This window comes from Paraburkholderia sp. EG304, from assembly GCF_046543485.1.
GTDB classification, from domain to species: Bacteria; Pseudomonadota; Gammaproteobacteria; order Burkholderiales; family Burkholderiaceae; genus Paraburkholderia; species Paraburkholderia youngii.
In genome coordinates this window covers 35,352-53,976 of record NZ_JBKGUA010000009.1, presented here as the reverse complement: position 1 = coordinate 53,976, position 18,625 = coordinate 35,352, and the positions used below count along the sequence as shown (strand labels likewise).

The 18,625-nt window shown below is 65.0% G+C and carries 13 protein-coding genes; 10 read left to right on the top strand and 3 right to left on the bottom strand.

Annotated features, from left to right (window positions below; genetic code table 11):
* Position 1: 1 nt before the first annotated feature.
* Positions 2 to 4,552: a beta strand repeat-containing protein gene (locus ACLFKU_RS13260; RefSeq protein WP_410849388.1), complete on the top strand. Its 4,551-nt coding sequence runs from the start codon at positions 2 to 4 to the stop codon at positions 4,550 to 4,552.
* Here the strand turns inward: ACLFKU_RS13260 and ACLFKU_RS13255 are convergent.
* From ACLFKU_RS13255 to ACLFKU_RS13245, 3 genes are read right to left on the bottom strand one after another with little or no spacing between them, the layout of a single operon-like run.
* Positions 4,549 to 5,352, bottom strand: a complete 804-nt coding sequence (locus ACLFKU_RS13255; protein WP_410849496.1) for a glycosyltransferase family 2 protein — start codon at positions 5,350 to 5,352, stop codon at positions 4,549 to 4,551. The genes ACLFKU_RS13260 and ACLFKU_RS13255 overlap by 4 nt on opposite strands.
* A 31-nt stretch (positions 5,353 to 5,383) precedes the next feature.
* The gene (locus ACLFKU_RS13250; RefSeq protein ID WP_368581713.1) at positions 5,384 to 6,178 is read right to left on the bottom strand and encodes a PP2C family protein-serine/threonine phosphatase; all 795 of its coding nucleotides are present in this window, start codon (positions 6,176 to 6,178) and stop codon (positions 5,384 to 5,386) included.
* A gap of 34 nt (positions 6,179 to 6,212) precedes the next feature.
* A complete protein-coding gene (locus tag ACLFKU_RS13245) occupies positions 6,213 to 6,989 on the bottom strand; it encodes a hypothetical protein (RefSeq protein WP_410842505.1) in 777 nt (258 codons plus the stop codon).
* A 779-nt stretch (positions 6,990 to 7,768) separates the two neighbouring features.
* Between ACLFKU_RS13245 and tssA the strand changes: the two genes are divergently transcribed.
* The 9 genes from tssA to tssH all read left to right on the top strand — a co-directional run bounded on the left by tssA (position 7,769) and on the right by tssH (position 18,615).
* Complete coding sequence (gene tssA / locus ACLFKU_RS13240) at positions 7,769 to 8,800, top strand: type VI secretion system protein TssA (protein ID WP_410849387.1); 1,032 nt, start codon at positions 7,769 to 7,771, stop codon at positions 8,798 to 8,800.
* 93 nt (positions 8,801 to 8,893) lie between these two features.
* The gene (gene tssB, locus ACLFKU_RS13235; protein WP_368581715.1) at positions 8,894 to 9,394 is read left to right on the top strand and encodes a type VI secretion system contractile sheath small subunit; all 501 of its coding nucleotides are present in this window, start codon (positions 8,894 to 8,896) and stop codon (positions 9,392 to 9,394) included.
* Between the two features lie 25 nt (positions 9,395 to 9,419).
* The gene (gene tssC, locus ACLFKU_RS13230) at positions 9,420 to 10,916 is read left to right on the top strand and encodes a type VI secretion system contractile sheath large subunit (RefSeq protein WP_368581716.1); all 1,497 of its coding nucleotides are present in this window, start codon (positions 9,420 to 9,422) and stop codon (positions 10,914 to 10,916) included.
* A 45-nt stretch (positions 10,917 to 10,961) separates the two neighbouring features.
* Positions 10,962 to 11,450, top strand: a complete 489-nt coding sequence (locus ACLFKU_RS13225) for an Hcp family type VI secretion system effector (RefSeq protein ID WP_368581717.1) — start codon at positions 10,962 to 10,964, stop codon at positions 11,448 to 11,450.
* Between the two features lie 98 nt (positions 11,451 to 11,548).
* Positions 11,549 to 12,385 carry a type VI secretion system accessory protein TagJ gene (locus ACLFKU_RS13220; RefSeq protein ID WP_410849386.1) on the top strand — a complete coding sequence of 279 codons (837 nt, stop codon included), beginning with the start codon at positions 11,549 to 11,551 and terminating at the stop codon, positions 12,383 to 12,385.
* Positions 12,378 to 12,890, top strand: coding sequence for a type VI secretion system baseplate subunit TssE (gene tssE, locus ACLFKU_RS13215; protein WP_410842506.1), 513 nt, complete (start codon positions 12,378 to 12,380; stop codon positions 12,888 to 12,890). The genes ACLFKU_RS13220 and tssE overlap by 8 nt, the downstream gene beginning before the upstream one ends.
* 4 nt (positions 12,891 to 12,894) lie before the next feature.
* Entirely contained in the window at positions 12,895 to 14,790 is a 1,896-nt protein-coding gene (tssF, locus tag ACLFKU_RS13210) for a type VI secretion system baseplate subunit TssF (RefSeq protein WP_410849385.1), read from the top strand.
* Positions 14,775 to 15,854 carry a type VI secretion system baseplate subunit TssG gene (gene tssG / locus ACLFKU_RS13205; RefSeq protein ID WP_410849384.1) on the top strand — a complete coding sequence of 360 codons (1,080 nt, stop codon included), beginning with the start codon at positions 14,775 to 14,777 and terminating at the stop codon, positions 15,852 to 15,854. Before tssF ends, tssG begins: the two co-directional genes overlap by 16 nt.
* 4 nt (positions 15,855 to 15,858) lie before the next feature.
* Entirely contained in the window at positions 15,859 to 18,615 is a 2,757-nt protein-coding gene (tssH, locus tag ACLFKU_RS13200; protein ID WP_368581722.1) for a type VI secretion system ATPase TssH, read from the top strand.
* The last annotated feature ends 10 nt before the right edge of the window (positions 18,616 to 18,625 follow it).

Sequence of the window (18,625 nt, the reverse complement as noted above, 5' to 3'; positions counted from 1 at the left end):
GATGAACAAGCCATGCAATGTGCGACCCGCGCATGCGAGCACGATCGCCGGCGCGGTCGCCGCGTTGTTCGCGGCATCGTATATGCCGCTCGTGCTCGCGAATCCGACCGGCGGCCAGGTGGTGGCCGGCACGGTCAGCATCAACTCGCCGGCCGCTGGCCAGATGCACATCACGCAGGGCTCGTCCAATGCGATCGTCAACTGGAACACGTTTTCGATCGGCAGCGGCGAAGCGGTCCGCATCGCGCAGCCGTCGGCTTCCTCCGCGCTGCTCAACCGCGTGACGGGCAACGACCCCAGCGTGATCGCCGGACGCTTGCAGGCCAACGGCAAGGTGTTTCTCGTCAATCCGGCGGGGGTGATCTTTGCGCCAGGGTCCTCGGTGAACGTGGGATCGATGGTCGCTTCGACGCTCAATATCTCGAATGCCGACTTTCTTGCCGGCAACTACCATTTCGTCGGCGCGTCCGCGGCGCCGCTCAGCAATGCCGGTTCGCTGACGGCGGCCGAGGGCGGCACCATCGCGTTGCTCGGCGGCACGGTCAGCAATAGCGGCACGGTCAGCGCGAAACTGGGCACCGTCGCGCTGGGCGCGGGCAACGACATCACCGTCGACTTCGCCGGCGACGGGTTGACCACGCTGAAGATCAACCAGGGCGCGGCGCACGCGCTGATCGGCAATACCGGCACAGTGGCCGCCGACGGCGGCACCGTCGTGATGAGCGCACAGACGGCCGATGCGCTGGCCGGCACGGTCATCAACCAGCAAGGCATCGTGCGCGCACAAGGCCTCAGCGAGCATAACGGCCACATACTGCTCGACGGCGGCACGAATGGCGTGACCCAGGTGGGCGGTACGCTCGACGCCAGCGACGGCGCAGGGCAAACCGGCGGCAGGATCGACGTGACCGGCTACGACGTGGCGCTGCTGCCCGGGGCGTACATCGATGCGAGCGGCGCCGCGGGCGGCGGCACCGTGCACTTCGGCGGCGGCCCGGCGGGCGCGGACCCCACCATCCGCAATGCCGATGCGATCTGGATGTCGCCCACCGCCAGCATCCATGCGGATGCGCTCGTCGACGGCAATGGCGGCAACGTCGTCGCTTACAGCGAAACGGCCAGCCGCATTTACGGCACGTTGACCGCGAACGGCGGTCCGCGGGGCGGCAACGGCGGCTTGATCGAAACGTCCGGCCACACGCTCGATACGACCGGCATGAGCGTCGATGCATCGGCGCCGAAAGGCCAGGGCGGCCGGTGGCTGCTCGACCCGTTCGAGGTCGACATCGTGACGCAGATACCGGATGTCACCGCCGCGCCGGTCCAAACGCAAACCGCGGCCGATTCGAACACGATGACGTTCGGGCCGATCACCGGCAGCACGTTCATCCTGAACACGGCGCTTACCGGCCCGCTGAGCCTTGGCACGTCGGTGACGGTACTGACAGGGACCGATCCCAACCTGGGCGCGGGCGACATCGTCGTCGACGCGCCGCTCAGCCTCACGACCGGCACGCTTCCCGCCACGCTGAAGCTGAGCGCGACGGGATCGGTGCTGGTCAACAACACCATCACGTCGAGTGCCGGGCCGCTCAGCCTCGTATTCGATGCGAACGTGGGCGGCACGAGCCCGCTCAGCCTGGTCTCGTTCCAGGGCGTCACCGTGAGGACCAACGGCGGCAGCGTGACGTTGGGCAGCGGCGGCGCGAGCCCGATCCTGATCCAGAACTCGAACATCGACACGGCGGGCGGCGATCTGACGGTGACCGGCACGTTCCCGATCAATGGCGTGGCGATTGGCTATCTGGTCACGTCGTCGTCGGGCGTCTTCATCGACGCGTCGACCATTTCCACGCAGGCCGGCCTGTTCTCGCTGTCGGGCGTCGCGCTGGGCGCGAACGCCAACGGCGCGGCGATCGAAGACGCCAGCGCGCTGTCGACGACGAGCGGCGCGCTGCGTATCACCGGCAGGGCGACCGCCGGCGGCGGAGGCAACGACGGCGTCTTCGCGCAAGGTAACAACACGATTCGAACCGGCAGCGGCGCGCTCACCATCAGCGGTGCCGGCAGTTCGAATATCGAGGATCAAGGCATCGGAGTGTTTCTATCCAGCACTTCCGCCAGCACGACGAGCGGGGCATTGAGCGTGAACGGCAGTGCCTCTGGCAGCGGCGCAACGGGCGTGTTCCTGAGCGGCGGCGCCACGGTGGGCGGGAGTGCCACGCCGCAACCTGGGCTCAGCAGTTCGGGCGGCGCGATCTCGGTCAACGGGAGCGTCGCGCAAAGCGCGCAAGGGGGCTTCGGCGTCGAGATTCAGAACACCACGATCTCCAACACGACCGGCTCGATCGGCGTGACGGGCAATGTCAACGGCACAGCCACCGGCGGCACCTTCGCGGACGGCGTCTTTTTTTCGGGCGCCACGCTGAGCACCGGCAGTGGCGACATTTCCGCCGCCGGCAGCGTGTCGTCGAACATGAACGTCAGTATCGGCCTCGACATGCATGGGTCGTCGGTCCAGTCGACGAGCGGCAACATCAAGTTCACCGGACAAAGCGTCGGCGCCGCGGTGAACGGCGACTCGGTGATCGGACTGATGTTTGAGAACACGCCATGCGTGGAATGCGTCCAGACGGCCCCCGTATCGGTGACGACCGGAACGGGCACGGTGAGCCTGTTCGGCAGCGGCACCGGTCCGTTCGTGCAGGGCGTGCTGATCACCGACGGCACGACGATCACGTCGACCAACGGCGGGGCGATCGATATTCGCGGCACGGTGAGCGGCCCGGCCGGCAGCAGTCCGAACCTGCAGAACGACTTCGGCGTGCTGATCGCCAATGGCACGATCGGCGCGACCGGCACGCGTAACACGACGATCGGCATCGCCGGTTCGACTACCACGTCCGATCCGGGCGTCGCGATCGGCCTGGCCGTCCCGGAGGTCGAGCAGAGCGAGTTCGGGCTGCTCAATCCGACCACCGGCGTCACCGGCGGCATAACGACTGCGGTCGCCAATGCCGCGACCGACAACGTGACGATCTCGACCACGAGTCCCGGTTCGATCGTATTGCGCGCATTCAACGACGGCACCGCGAGCAGCCTCGCGATCACGCAGGCGACGCTGACGTCGTCGGGCGGCGTGCTGTCGATCATGCCGGCGTCGGTGGACCCGTCGAGCTTCGCGATCACCGCGCAGAACGCGACGCCGATCACGCTGCTCGGCACGGGCGGCGGCCTCAGCATCGACGCCCCGACTTTCTCGAGCTTCGCATCGATCCCGAACATCGTGCTGGGGTCCAGCACCCAGACCGGACGCATCACGGTAAGCGGGCAGTGCGTATCGGCCGGCTCGCCTTGCGTGCCGACGCGGCCGTCCTTCGCGAACAATCTGACGCTGTCGAACCCGGGCCCGGGCAGTCAAGGGATCGCGCTGAGCTTCGGCATCTCGACCCCGGGCCAGACCTTGATGTTGTTGTCCGCCGGTCCCGTCACGGACCCCGGCGGCATCCAGACCGCCGGGCTGATCCTTGCCGGCCCCGGTAGCTTCACGCTGACCGATCCGCAAAACGACGTCGGCGTGCTGGCGATGGCCAATGCGGGCAACGTCGACTTCTCGAACTCGCATGGTTTCGTGATCGGCCCGCTGACGAGCCGGACGTTCGACACCGCCGCGAGCCAGCTGAACCCGATGAGCGTGACGAACTCCACGCTGACCGGCAACCTCGTCGCGACCGCCACGACCGGCAATATCGGGCTGGGCGCGGCCACGCCGTCCGCGACGGCGCCGAGCACGAATCTGAGCGCGGGCGGCTCGATCGATCTGGTGATGGAGAACGGCGTTTTCGTCGATGCGAACTCCGGCACACTTGGCGCCGGCAACGCATGGCGAGTCTGGGCCAGCACCTGGACCGGCGAAACACGCGGCAGCGTGCAGCCGAACACCGCGCAGCCGAATTTTTACGGCTGCCTGTTTGGCTCGGGCTGTAGTTGGGGCGGCACGGTGCCCGCTACCGGCAATCATTTCGTCTATGCCGCACGGCCGACGGTCACGGTCACCGCGGATGGCGCGACGCGCTTCGTCGGTGCGCCTAACCCGGCGTTCACCTATACGACGAGCGGCCTGATCAATGGCGACACTGCCGCGGGCACGTTGAGCGGCTCGGAGACGACCACGGCCACTCTGACGTCACCGGCGGGCGGTTATCCGATCGACCCCAACTTCACGTCCAGCGTTGGCTATATCGTCAACGAAGTGCCGGGCACGCTGACGGTGATTCCGTTCCAGAACTCGAACCCTCAGGGCCCGATTCCCAATCCGGTCGCGCAAAGCGGGCTGCAGACGTTTTTCAGCAGCCAGGAGCAGACGTTCGTCTACGAAAACAATCTGCAGGGCACCAACATCTGCATCGGCTCTAACCAGCCACTCTTCAGCACGACGCCGCCGGGCGAGAATCAGGACATCCTCGCGGTCGAATGGAAACGGGTGCGCTCGCAGCCGAACCTGAACAGCTGCATGCTGACGAACGCCCAGCACGGTTGCGGCGACTTCTAGCGGGAGCGAGGCGAAGCGGACGGAACCGGCGGCGGCGCGCCTTCGGGCGAATGCAGCGCGCGCAGTTGCGCGATGGCGGCCTCGGCGCTCGCGACGAACCGCTGCGAGAGCCGCCATGCTTCGACGACGTCCTCGTGGACGGGCTGCTCCATGCCGAGGTGAATACGGAAGAATCGCTCCGCGTGGATTTCCGGGTGGTAATGCTGGCGCACCCGCTTCGCGTCGATCAGCCGCCGGTTGCCGAACAGCCGGCTCAATGCCCACGAAAACGCGCCGTCTTCGCCACCGACGCGGCGAAAGAACGCGTCGAGCGGAAACCCGCCCAGCGCGCGATACACCGCCCGCCGGATCACCAGACTGCTCGGCACGGTGTTGCTCAGGATTGCAGCGTATTTTTCGAAATCGGGATGCTCGACGATCGCGCGCGGAAAGCCCGCATAGTCGACATCGAGCCGCACCGATGCTTCCTCGGGACAGCGCTGCAGATAGCCACTCGCCGCAGCCAGCGCGCCGGGCAGGTATTCGTCGTCAGCGTCGATGAAAGCGAGCAGATCCTCGCTCGCGTGCATCGCGGCCCAGTTGCGCGCGGCCGCGACGCCGCCGCTCACGTGCATGCGCAGCATCTGCACGCGCGCGTCGAGGCGGCCGTAATGCTGCGCGACGTCGATCGAAGCATCGGTCGAGCCATCGTCGACGACGATGATTTGCGCGGCCTCCGGCTGAATCAGGCAGCTTTCGAGCGCGCGGCCAAGCGTTGCCGCCATCTGCAGACAGGGAATGATGATCGAGATCGGCATGATGCGAGCCCCGTTGCGATGCTGATCCGCTGCGTCACGGTTGTGCCGGGCCTGGCATCAACTGTGTCGCTTCCCCATCGTCACCGACCCACACCGCGAGCGCCGTGAAGTTGTCGTGATTCGTGCTGGCGTTCGCGCGCACCTGCTGCGCGAGTGCGTCGAGCCAGTCGCCGGGTGTCGCCGCATGGGCTAGCGCATCGGCGATGCCGGCGTCGTCGGCGTACTCCCACAGACCGTCCGTGCAGATCAGGAAAGCGTCGCCGTCGCGCAGCGCGAAGGTGCCGTCGATGCCCGCAATGGAAAGCGCGTCGCGGGTGCCCAGCGCCGCATACAGCACGTTGCGGCGCGGGTGATGGCGCATCTCCTCCTCGGTGAGCAACTGCGCGTCGACCATCTGCTGAACCATGCTGTGGTCGCGCGTGCGCGCGCTGATTTCGCCGTGGCGGAAGCAGTACAGGCGGGTGTCGCCACAATGGGCCCATGCGGCCGTCGCGCATTCGCGATCGATGGCGAGCACCACGGCCGTCGAACGCATGTCTTTTTCACTGTCCTTGCCGCGCAACTGTTCTTCGAGGATGTTCTCGTTGGCATGCGTGAGCGAGCCGATCAGCCGTTCGCCGGTCGGCGGCAATTCGGCCACGGTCAGATAGCGCAAATCCGCCAGCACCGAATCGACGACGAGGCGCGCGGCGGTGTCGCCGCCGCCATGTCCGCCGGCGCCGTCGGCGACGACGCAATAGTAGAGCCGCTCGCTCGACCAGTCGCCGAACGAATCTTCATTGCGCGGGCGGTCGCCCCGGTCGGTCAGGCTTGCGGTGGCGAGTTGCACCGTTGACCTCTCATGTGCTCGTGGTCGGTCGACCTCATTCCTGTGCGTGCGACTGCGCGGACAGGATGCCCAGAACCAGCAGGATGACGATGCGATTGCCGGGCGCGATGTCGATGCCGAGGCTGTGCTCGATCCATTGGCCGATTTCCGTGCGGGCGAAGTCGGCGGGTATCGAGCCTTTTTTCAGCGTGACGCCGAGCTTGCGCGCCCGGTAGTGATACGACGCGATGCCGTAACGCGCGGCGACCTGCGACAGACCGCCTTTCTCGTTCGACAGCCAGCCGAGACTGCCGGCGAGCAGCATGCGGTTCGCTTCGTCGAGCGAAGCGATGAAATCCGACGCGGATTCGCGGACTTCGGCTTCGTGCAGACCGTATTGCAGCAGGACCGAGCCGATCGGATCGGGGTGAAAGGCGGTTTGCCGGTCGATCTCGAGCATCACGTCGTCTTCATCGAGCGACACGTTGCGCTGATGGCTCGCGCTACGCAGACAGTCGATCAGGTAGCGGCGGAAATAGGCGCACACGGCATGGCTGTTCGAGGGCGCGCTATGCAGCGGGAAGGTGGGCGAGGCGGTAGGCGCGGTATCGAGGCGGAACACCTTGAAATAGAGGAACTGCGAGATCAGTTCCTCCTTGTCCTCGCCCAGCGCCTGCAATTCCGAAGGATGGTAGCCGGTCAACGCGCGGCGCACGATCGTATAGATCGACGCCATTTCGTCGTGGCTCAGGCAGGTGCGGCGTTGCCACAGGTCGGGCAATGCGCTCTCTCCAGCGTGGTCGGCCATTGCTGCGCTTTGGATATCTGCCACTTTTCACCCCGAGGTGTGAACTCCGCTTCCTGCGGCGGAGCCCGCTGCTGACACTACCCATTGCGCCGCGCTTGTGGTGCGCCGGCTTCCTGTCCCCCAACGAATCCGGCACTCGCTTTGCCGCCATATCGGGCTGATGCGAGTGCCAAACGCCTGCAATACCAGGCAATTCGGCCGGGCAACCGGCGCATGATTGGAAAACAAAGTTAGTCTATTGGCACGTTTTATTTATTACAAGGTAAAACTCAATATGTTATTCACCGCTTTGTCGCGGTGTTCTATCGCTATCAGGATTAACCCTGGACGAAATGTAAACGCTTACCGGTAGTCTCGAAAGGTCGAATTTTTTAAAAATCGAGCGCTTGATTCGTTTACTTAGATGTCGGGCGATCCCGCCAATCGCCTGTCCTGAAAGGGCGCGCTGGCGAGGTCGTAAGACGACTGGCCGAGCATTGGATGGTTAATGGTGACGGAACGAAAGGTGAAAACTTTTTAAATGTTTATGGAGTTGAATGGTATTACATATACTGTTTCGCTTAATTAAACAAAATCCGCTTCTATTGGTATCCGGCTTTGTTTTTCCGGGCTGCGTGCTATTCTCATATCGGATTGCCGCCGAGAATGGGCAATGCCCGCTAAAAACATCGCAATAGCTGGCACGGGCAATCTAATTAGAGTTAACACGTATTTCCGGGAAACGCTGATTCCTGGCGGGCAAGGGCAACCCGTACCGGTCACTTACGGTGCGTCGAGACTACTCATCCGAGACCGATACAGACATGGCCACGCTTCTCGCGGGCGAACTGCTCGCCGACATATCAGCTGCCAGTCCGTGCGGGGACGACCTCGAGTACGACCCTGACTTCCTTGCGCTCGAACAGGTCGTTCATGGCAAGCCGGAGGTGCAGTTCGGCGAGACCATGGTCGCCGCCACACCGCCCGACTGGAAAGTGGCCGAAGCGCTATCGCTCGATCTGCTCGCGAAAGGCCGCGACTTGCGTGTCGCGGTACACCTGGCGCGCGCGCTGCTCAATCGCCGGCGTTTCGCCGGCTTCGCCGAGGGTCTAGCGCTCGTCGAAGGCCTGCTCGAACAGCGCTGGGACCACGTCTACCCGCAGCTCGATCCCGACGACGACAACGATCCGACCGCCCGCGTCAACGCGCTCGCCGCGCTCGTCGACGCGTCCGGCATGCTGGTGGATGTGCGCGACGCGCCGCTCGCGTCGTCGCGCGCGCACGGTGTCGTCAGTTTGCGCGACATCGAATATGCGACCGGAGAAGTGCCGCTGCCCAAGGGCGTCGACGCGCCGTCGCTGAGTTCGATCGACGCGGTGATCGCCGACGCTCACGAAGACGCCGCCGAAGCGCACACGGCCTTGCTCGCGGCCACGCATAGCGCGACGCGCATCGAGACGGTATTGACCGAGCGTGTCGGCGCGGCGCGTTCCATCGATCTGTCGCCGCTGTCGAGACTGCTGCGGCGTGCGGCCGATTTTCTCGGCGAACGTCTGGACGTACCGGGCGGCGCGCCGCAAGCATCGACAAACGGCGACGCGGCCACGGGCGAGCACGCCGGCGCGGCGCCCGCACCCGTACCGGTGTCCGGCGACATCACGGACCGTCAGGACGTGATCCGCATGATCGACAAGATCTGCGCGTACTACGAGCGTCACGAACCCTCCAGCCCGGTGCCGCTGCTGCTGCTGCGCGCGCGCCGGCTAGTCGACAAGAACTTCATGGAAATTCTGCAGGACCTCGCGCCCGAAGGCGTGAGCCAGGCCCGGCAGGTCGGCGGTATAGAAAACGAGTAAGCAGTCAGGCGGGGATGTGCCTTTTCGCTTATAGCAACGCCAGTCATGCGCCATGCTGCTCGCGGCCGTGCGGCGTCAACCAGGGGAATCGTCGTGGCCAAGGAAAGCAGCCAGAAATTCATCGCGCGCAATCGAGCGCCGCGGGTTCAGATCGAGTACGACGTCGAAGTCTACGGCTCGGAGAAGAAGGTCAATCTGCCCTTCGTGATGGGCGTGCTGGCCGATCTGTCCGGTCAGCCGGCCGACCCGCTCGCGCCGGTGGCGGATCGAAAGTTTCTCGAGATCGACGTCGACAACTTCGACGAGCGTCTGAAGTCGATGAAGCCGCGCGTCGCCGTGCAGGTGCCGAACCTGTTGACCGGTGAAGGCAACCTCGCCGTCGACATGACCTTCGAGAGCATGGACGATTTTTCGCCCGCCGCGGTCGCGCGCAAGGTGGACGCGTTGGCGAAGCTGCTGGAGGCGCGCGGCCAGTTGCAGAACCTGCTGACCTATATGGACGGCAAGACCGGCGCGGAGGAACTGATCGCGAAGCTGCTCAACGATCCTGCGTTGCTGCAGTCGTTGGCGTCCGCACCGAAGCCGCAGGAATGAGCGTGACCTACAGGGGAGTCTGACCATGGCTGAACCTAGCACCGAAGGGCAAGCGCAACCCGGCGAGACGTCGCTTGAAACCAGCGATTTCGCGAATCTGCTGCAAAAGGAATTCAAGCCGAAGAGCGAGAAGGCGAAGGAAGCCGTCGAGACGGCGGTGCGCACGCTCGCCGAACAGGCGCTGCGCGATACCAACGTAATTTCGGGCGACGTGCTCGCGACGATCGAATCGCTGATCGCGCGGATCGACGAGAAGCTGACCGCCCAGGTCAATCAGATCATTCACTCGGAGGAGTTCCAGAAAGTCGAGAGCGCGTGGCGCGGCTTGCACTATCTGGTCAACAACACCGAGACGGACGAAACCTTGAAGATCCGCGTGATGAACGTATCGAAGGGCGATCTGTACAAGACGCTCAAGAAGTACAAGGGCACCGCGTGGGATCAGAGCCCGATCTTCAAGAAGCTCTACGAAGAGGAATACGGCCAGTTCGGCGGCGAGCCGTATGGCTGCCTGGTGGCCGACTATTACTTCGACAACAGCGGGCCCGACGTCGATCTGCTGACGCAGATCGCCAAGATCTCGGCCGCCGCGCATGCGCCGTTCATCGCCGGCGCCGATCCCGCGGTGATGCTGATGGATTCATGGCAGGAGCTGGCCAATCCGCGCGACCTGACGAAGATCTTCCAGACTCCTGAGCATGCCGCGTGGCGCTCACTGCGTGAATCCGAGGATTCACGCTACGTCGGTCTCGCGATGCCGCGCTTTCTCGCGCGCGCGCCGTATGGCGCGAAGACCAATCCGGTCGAGGAATTCGATTTCGAGGAAGACACCGCGGGCGCGGACAGCAGCAAATACGCGTGGGCCAATGCGGCCTATGCGATGGCGACCAATATCAACCGCTCGTTCAAGATGTACGGCTGGTGTTCGCGGATTCGCGGCATCGAGTCGGGCGGCGCCGTCGAAAATCTGCCGGTGCACGCGTTTCCCACCGACGACGGCGGCGTCGACATGAAGTGCCCGACCGAAATCGCGATCAGCGATCGCCGCGAAGCCGAACTCGCGAAGAACGGCTTCATGCCGCTCGTGCACAAGAAGAACTCCGATTTCGCGGCCTTCATCGGCGCGCAATCGCTGCACAAGCCCGCCGAGTTCGAAGATCCCGATGCCACCGCGAACGCGAACCTGGCCGCCCGCCTGCCTTATCTGTTCGCATGCAGCCGCTTCGCTCACTACCTGAAGTGCATCGTGCGCGACAAGGTCGGCAGTTTCAAGGAGAAGGACGACATGCAGCGCTGGCTGCAGAACTGGATCCTCCAGTACGTCGACGGCGATCCGGCGCACTCGAGCGAAGAATCCAAAGCCCGACGCCCGCTCGCTGCCGCCGAGGTGGTCGTCGAGGAAGTGGAGGGCAACCCGGGCTATTACACGTCGAAATTTTTCCTGCGTCCGCATTACCAGTTGGAAGGCCTGACCGTATCGCTACGGTTGGTTTCGAAGCTTCCGTCCGCCAAGGCGGCATGACGGAAATCCCCATTCAGTGACGAATTGCTTTGAGCGGAGAATAAGATGGCCATCGACATGTTCATGAAGCTGGGCGACATCAAGGGCGAGTCGCAGGACAAGACCCACAAGGAAGAGATCGAAGTGCTCGCGTGGAGCTGGGGCCTGAGCCAGAGCGGCACCATGCACATGGGCACGGGCGGTGGCGCCGGCAAGGTGTCGGTGCAGGATCTGTCGTTCACCAAATACAGCGACAAGGCGAGTCCGCCGATCATGGCGGCCTGCACCAAGGGCACCCACATCGACAAGGCCTTGCTGACCGTGCGCAAAGCCGGCGGCGACAATCCGCTCGAGTACTACAAGATCACGCTGGAAGGCGTGCTGGTCAGCTCGTATTCGACGGGGGGCTCCGGCGGCGAAGAGCGCTTCACCGAGAACGTCACGCTGAACTTCGAAAAATTCCATGTCGAGTATCAGCCGCAAAACGCCAAGGGCGCGAAGGAGGGCGGCGTGGTCGAAGTGAAATGGAACATCCCCGGCAACGCGGAAACCTGATCGGCTGTCGGCAAAAAGGGGCGACTGCACTGCACCGGCCGCGCCGCTGCAGTGCGGCGGCGAGTGGGACGACTTGAGACAGACCGGAGCGAACCGGCATGAACGCAGAAGAATGCTTGCGCGAAGGCGATCTCGACGGATGTCTGCGCGAATTGCAAAACCAGGTTCGCAAGGATCCGTCGAAGGCCGCCTATCGCGTGTTTCTGTTCCAGTTGCTCGCGGTGATGGGCGCCTGGGATCGCGCCTTGACGCAACTGAACGTCGTCGGCGAACTCGACGCGGCCGCGTTGCCGATGGTGCAGACCTATCGTGAAGCGTTGCAATGCGAGGCGCTGCGCGAGGCGGTTTTCAAAGGCGAGCGCGCGCCGCTGATCTTCGGCGAGCCGACCGGCTGGCTCGCATTGCTGCTCGAGGCATTGCGGCTCGATGCCGCAGGCGATAGCGGCGCGGCGGCCGCCGCGCGCGCGCGGGCGCTCGACGAGGCGCCCGCCACCGCCGGCGCACTGAACGGCGAACCGTTCGAGTGGCTCGCCGACGCCGACAACCGGCTCGGCCCGACGCTCGAAGCGGTATTGAACGGCCGCTATTACTGGATTCCTTTTTCGCGCATCAAGCGCATCGAAATCGAGCCGCCGTCCGACCTGCGCGATCGGGTCTGGATGCCGGCCGTCTTCACGTGGGCCAACGACGGCCAGGCCGCCGGCCTGATTCCCGCCCGCTATCCGGGCACGCTCGCCGAGGCGAATCGCGCGCTGTGGCTCGCGCGCCTGACCGAATGGATCGGTGACGATCCCGCGCTCGCGCGGCCGGTGGGACAGCGCATGTTCGCCTCCGATGCGAACGACTACGCGCTCTTCGACGTGCGCAGCATCGAACTGACGAGCGGCGACGCGCCTGCCGAACAGGACGGCGCGGCCGTGCCGGATCATGGCTGAGCTGACCGCCCGTGATCGCCTGCAACCGTCGCTGCTCGACCGGCTGACCGATCTCGAACCGGAAGTCAAACAGGAAGCGCGCGAGCGCCGCGTTCTGTCGATGCGCGCGCTGCGCGAGAGCGTGCAGCGCGACCTCGGCTGGCTGCTGAACGCGAATGGCCTCGCGTCGGTGCAGGATCTGAGCGGCTATCCGTATGTCGCGACCTCCGTGATCAATTTCGGCTTGCCGGATATTGCCGGCAAGACCGCCTCAGGCATCGATCCGTTGCGGCTCGAGCGGCTGGTGCGCGATGCGATCTGGGCGTTCGAGCCTCGCATTCTGCGCGATACCGTGCGGGTCAGTTCGATGCAAGTCGAAGAGACGACCGGGCGCCACAACACCGTGTCATTTTTGGTGGAGGGCGATCTGTGGGCGCAGCCGTATCCGGAGCGGCTTTTCTTCAGGACCGAACTCGATCTGGAAGTGGGCGAAATCCGCGTGATCGACCAGGGCGGCCCGCGCTGAAGCCATGAATCCCGACCTGATCAAATACTACAGCCAGGAATTGCAGCATCTTCGGGAGATGGGTGGCGAGTTCGCGCGCGAATTTCCGAAGATCGCCGGGCGCCTCGGCATGGAAAGCCTCGAATGCGCGGACCCCTACGTGGAGCGTCTGCTCGAAGGTTTCAGTTTCCTCGCGGCGCGCGTGCAACTGAAGATCGACGACGAGTTCCCGCGCTTCACCCAGCACCTCGCGGAACTGGTGTATCCGCATTACCTCGCGCCGACACCGTCGATGGCGGTGGTGCAGATCCAGCCCGACCTGACGAGCTCCAATCTCGCGGACGGCGTGCGGGTTCCACGCGGCAGCGCGCTGCGCAGTGTGCTCGACAAGAACGGCTCGACGCGCTGCGAATACCGCAGCGCGCACGAACTGACGCTTTGGCCGCTAGAAATCACGGAGGCGCGGTTTTTTACGCACGCGGGCTCGCTCGGCGGCGTCGACAGCGCGTTGCCGGCGAGCATGGCGGCGGGCACCGGTATCAAGGCGGGTCTGAGACTGCGTCTGCGCGCCACCGCCGGTCTGAAAATCAACCAGCTGAAACTCGACCGGCTGACGCTGTATCTGCGCGGCTCGGACGGGATGGCCACGCGGATCCACGAGCGTCTGCTCGGTTCGGTGAGCGGCGTCGTCGTGATGCCGGCCAAACGTCCGGCGGCCTGGCACGTGCAATTGCCGGCGAGCGCGCTGCGGCCGCTCGGTTTTGCCGACGATCAGGCATTGCTGCCGGTCAGCCGGCAGTCGTTCCAGGGCTACCGGCTGTTGCAGGAGTATTTCGCGTTTCCGCAGCGCTTCATGTTCGTCGCCATCGACGGCTTGCAGGCGGCGTTGCGGCGCTGCGCGGACACCGAGATCGAAGTCGTCGTGCTGCTCAAACGCGGCGATCCGCTGCTCGAACAGTCGCTCGATGCCAATAATTTCGCGCTGCATTGCACGCCCGCGATCAATCTTTTTTCGAAGCGTACCGATCGCATCGCGCTGTCGGACGAACAGTTCGAGTATCACGTGGTGGCCGATCGCACCCGGCCGATGGACTTCGAGATCTACCAGATCGAGAGTGCGACGGGCTATAGCGCGGGCGCCGGCGGCGAGCAGCGCTTCGAGCCGTTCTATCACGCGCGCGATCTCGGTGCGACGTATCGTGCCGGCGCGTACTACCAGGTGCGCCGCGAAAAGCGTCTGCCGTCGGCACGTCAGCATGAGCGCGGCCCGCGCACGAGCTACCTCGGCAGCGAGATGTTCATCGCGCTGGTGGATGCGAGCAATGCGCCGTTTCGCGCCGACCTGCGTCAACTCGGCTTGCAGGTGCTATGCACGAACCGCGACCTGCCATTGACGATGCCGGTCGGCGTCGGCCCCGCCGATTTCACGCTCGATGTCGAAGCGCCGGTGCAAAGCGTGCGCTGCGTGAGCGGCCCGAGCCGGCCGCTGCCGTCGTATGCGCATGGGGCCGTGGCATGGCGGCTACTGAGCCACCTGTCGCTGAACTACTCGTCGCTGCTCGATAACGATGCGCAGGAGGGCGCCCGCGCGCTGCGCGATCTGCTGAGCCTCTACTGTCCCGCCGACGAGATCGCGAGTCAGCGGCTGATCGAGGGCGTGCGCTCGATCGATTCGCGCTCGGTGACGCGACGCTTGCCGTGCGCGGGACCGATCGTGTTCGGCCGCGGTCTCGAAGTGACGGTGACGCTCGACGAAGCCGCATTCGAAGGTGCCGGCGCGTTTCTGCTCGGCGCGGTGCTCGCGCATTATTTCGCGCAATACGTATCGATCAACTCGTTCACCGAGACCATCGTGAAGACGCTTTCACGCGGCGAGATCATGCGCTGGCCAGCGAGGGTCGGACAATGCCGGACGCTCTGACACTGCTGCGCCGGCTCGAAGACGATGCGCGCCGCTTCGACTTTTTTCAGGTCGTGCGGCTGCTGGAGAACGCGTACCCTGACAAGCCGCGCGTGGGGGAGTCGATGCAGCCGCGCGACGACGCCATTCGCTTCGTGCAGGAACCCGAACTGGTTTTCCATCCGACCACGCTCGGTGATTTCACGCCGGCCGGCGAGCATCATGCCGCGCGCCTCGCGGTGAAATTCTTCGGTCTGCTCGGGCCGCACGGACCCCTGCCGACCCATCTGACGGAATACGCGCGCGACCGCGCGCGCAACGCGAACGATCCGACCTTCGCGCGCTTTCTCGATGTCTTCCATCACCGCATGGTGTCGCTGTTCTATCGCGCTTGGGCCAATGCGCAACCGGCCGTGAGTCTGGACCGTCCGGGGCGCGATCGCTTTTCGTTTTATGTCGGCAGCGTGTTCGGGCTCGGCGAGCCGACGCTGCGCGAGCGCGACGCGGTGCCCGATTTCGCCAAGCTGCACTTCGCCGGTTTGCTGGGCGGGCCGACCCGTCCCGCCGCCGGTTTGAAACTCGTGCTCGCGCGCTTTTTCAACCTGCCGGTCGATATCGAGCAGTGGGTCGGCCATTGGATGACGCTGCCCGCGAACTCGCTGTTGCGCCTCGGCGCAGCGGACGGTTCGGCCCCGCTCGGCGTGTCGACGCTGCTCGGCGCGCGCGTGTGGGATTGCCAGCACAAGTTCCGCATCGTGATCGGACCGTTGAGCCGCGCCGATTACGAGCGCTTCCTGCCGGGCGGCGAGAGTCTGAACCGCCTCGTCGACTGGGTGCGCAATTACGCGCGCGACGGGCTCGATTGGGATGTCCGGCTGGTGTTGAAGCAGGAGGACGTACCGCGCCTCAAGCTCGGGCGCCACACGCGGCTCGGCTACACCACGTGGACGCTCGGCCGCCCGGCGCGCGGCGATCAGCGTCAGCTGGTGTTGCAGCCGACCGGTCCCGACGGCCGTTCACGGATTGCCGTGGCGGCCCGCGAGGCGCCCGCGGGGGCGCCGCCATCGACATCATCGAGGGAATAGAAAAATGGCCGAGATCAAACGGGCAGCGTTGTTCGGCAAGCTGAACAAGCTCGGATTCCGCGCAATCGAGAGCGCGAACGTGTTTTGCAAGCTGCGTGGCAATCCTTATATCGAGCTGTCGCACTGGTTCCATCAGATCCTGCAACTGCAGGACTCCGACTTGCACCGCATCATCAAACACTACGGGCTCGAGCCTTCCGCGCTGGCGCGCGATCTGACCGAAGCGCTCGACCGGTTGCCGCGCGGGTCGGGTTCGGTGACCGATATTTCGTCGCAGGTCGAGGAGGCGGTCGAGCGTGGCTGGGTGTTCGGCTCGCTGATGTTCGGCGAATCGCAGGTGCGCACCGGGCATCTGGTGGTCGGCCTCCTGAAGACGCCGTCGCTGCGCAACGGGCTCTACGGCATCTCGCGTCAGTTCGAGCGCATCAAGCTCGATTCGCTCGTCGATGAATTTCACAGCCTGCTGCGCGAGTCGCCGGAAGCGGCGATGAGCGCGAGCGATGGTTTTCAGGCGGGCGGCGCGCAGCGCGAAGGCAGCGACGCGGACACCACCGGCGGGCCGGTGCCGGCCGCCGCGCTAGGCAAGCAGGAGGCACTGCGCCGCTTCACCACCGATCTGACCGAACAGGCGCGCAACGGCAAGCTCGATCCGATCGTTGGGCGCGACGAGGAAATCCGCCAGGTGGTCGACATCCTGATGCGCCGCCGGCAGAACAATCCGATCCTGACCGGCGAAGCGGGCGTCGGCAAAACCGCGGTGGTCGAAGGCTTCGCGCAGCGCATCGCGGCGGGCGACGTGCCGCCGTCGCTGCGCGACGTGCAGTTGCGCACGCTCGACGTCGGTCTGTTGCAGGCCGGCGCGAGCATGAAGGGCGAATTCGAAAATCGCTTGCGGCAGGTGATCGAGGAAGTGCAGGCTTCGGAGAAGCCGATCATCCTGTTCATCGACGAAGCGCACACGCTGGTCGGCGCGGGTGGGGCGGCCGGCACCGGCGATGCGGCCAATCTGCTGAAGCCCGCGCTCGCGCGCGGCACGCTGCGCACGGTGGCCGCAACCACGTGGGCCGAATACAAGAAGCACATCGAGAAAGACCCGGCGCTGACGCGGCGCTTTCAGGTCGTGCAGGTCAGCGAGCCGGACGAGACCCGCGCGATCCTGATGATGCGCGGCGTCACCTCGACGATGGAGCAGCACCACAAGGTGCAGGTGCTCGACGAAGCGCTCGAAGCCGCGGTACGTCTGTCGCATCGCTACATTCCGGCGCGGCAGTTGCCCGACAAAGCGGTCAGCCTGCTCGACACCGCCTGCGCGCGCGTGGCGGTCAGCCAGCATGCGACGCCGGCGTCGGTCGACGATTCGCGCAAGCGGATCGCGGCGCTCGAAACCGAGTTGGCGATCATCGGCCGCGAAAGCGCGGTGGGCGTCGACACGCGGGAGCGTGAAGCCGCCGCGGCGGAAAAGCTCGCCGCCGAACAGGCGCGTCTCGCCACGCTCGACGCCCGCTGGCAGGCGGAAAAAGAACTGGTCACGCGGATTCTCGCGCTGCGCGCGCAACTGCGCGGCGAGACCGGCAAGGTGGAGGGCGCGGCGCAGGTGAGCTACGCAAACGAAGCCGCAAACGAAACAGCCGCACCGGGCGCAACCGGAAACCCCGCCACCGATACCGCGACGCGCGAAGCGCGGCTCGCCGAACTGCGCGAGTTGCAGGCGCAGCTCGCGCAGCATCAAGGCGAAGACCCGCTGATCCTGCCGACCGTCGATCAGCAGGCGGTCGCCTCGGTCGTGCAGGACTGGACCGGCATACCGGTGGGCCGGATGGTCCGCAACGAAATCGAGAACGTGCTGAAGCTCGCGGAGAACCTGAACCGCCGCATCATCGGCCAGGCTCACGCGACGGAGATGATCGCACGGCGCATTCAGACTTCGCGCGCGGGTCTGGACAATCCGAACAAGCCGATCGGCGTGTTCATGCTCGCCGGCACCTCGGGGGTCGGCAAGACCGAGACCGCGCTTGCGCTCGCCGAGGTGCTGTATGGCGGCGAGCAGAACGTCATCACGATCAACATGAGCGAGTACCAGGAGGCGCATACGGTGTCGTCGCTGAAGGGCGCGCCGCCGGGCTACGTCGGCTATGGCGAAGGGGGCGTGCTGACCGAGGCGGTGCGGCGCCGCCCGTACAGCGTGGTGCTGCTCGACGAAGTCGAGAAGGCCCATCCCGACGTTCACGAGCTGTTCTTCCAGGTGTTCGATAAGGGCTGGATGGAAGACGGCGAGGGCCGCGTGATCGACTTCAAGAACACGCTGATCCTGTTGACCACCAATGTCGGCACGGATCTGATCACGAGCCTGTGCAAGGACCCGGAGCTGATGCCGGAGCCGGACGGCATCGCCAAAGCGTTGCGCGAGCCGTTGCTGAAGGTGTTTCCGCCGGCCTTGCTGGGACGCGTCGTGGTGATCCCGTACTTCCCACTGTCCGACGAAATGCTCGGCGCGATCATCCGGCTACAGCTCGGCCGGATCGAGAAGCGTATCCGCGTGTCGCACAAGATTCCGTTTACCTACGACGACGACGTCGTGAAGCTGATCGGCAGCCGCTGCACGGAACTCGAAAGCGGCGGGCGCATGATCGACGCAATCCTGACCAACACGCTGTTGCCGCGCATCAGCACGGAATTTTTGACGCGCATGATGAACGGAAGCGCGGTCACGAAAGTGCAGATCGGCGCGCGCGACGGTGAATTTCTCTATACGTTCGATTGATCGATCCAAC